This is a genomic window from Mycobacterium sp. 1165196.3 (assembly GCF_001673415.1).
Classification (GTDB): domain Bacteria; phylum Actinomycetota; class Actinomycetes; order Mycobacteriales; family Mycobacteriaceae; genus Mycobacterium; species Mycobacterium europaeum_A.
The window spans coordinates 1-551 of record NZ_LZLU01000100.1; the positions used below are offsets into that span (position 1 = coordinate 1).

1 pseudogene is annotated in these 551 nt (G+C 65.5%); it reads left to right on the forward strand.

Annotated features, from left to right (window positions below):
• Window positions 1-57: 57 nt before the first annotated feature.
• A pseudogene (locus tag A5659_RS10545) lies at window positions 58-551 on the forward strand (fumarylacetoacetate hydrolase family protein); the annotation flags it as partial.

Sequence of the window (551 nt, forward strand, 5' to 3'; positions counted from 1 at the left end):
CGGAATTCAGCGTGACGCCCCGCGAGGCGTACGAGATGACCTCGCCGAAGGTCCAGTCCATCTGGGCCGTCGATCCGCGATTCCCTGTGTTTTTTGGACCACATGCGCAACTGCCAAGCCGCACTGGGTGCCGGGCGGGTGCTCGCCGACACCTGGTACCGCATTCCCGCGTTCTACTTCGCCTGCCCGACAACGGTATTGGGCCCGTACGACGACGCCCCGACGGCACCCGGAAGCGCTTGGCAGGACTTCGAATTGGAGATTGCCGCGGTGATCGGGACCGGCGGAAAGGATCTCACCGTCGAGCAGGCCGAACAGGCCATCATCGGCTACACCATCTTCAACGACTGGTCCGCGCGCGATCTGCAGCAGATGGAAAGCCAGCTGGGGATCGGTCAGGGCAAGGGCAAGGACAGCGGGGTGACGTTGGGCCCCTACCTGGTCACCCCCGACGAGCTCGAGCCGTATCGCGACTCCGCGTCTCCCGGCAAGCTCGACCTGCGCGTCACCGCCCTGGTCAACGACGCGGTCATCGGTACCGGATCGACGGC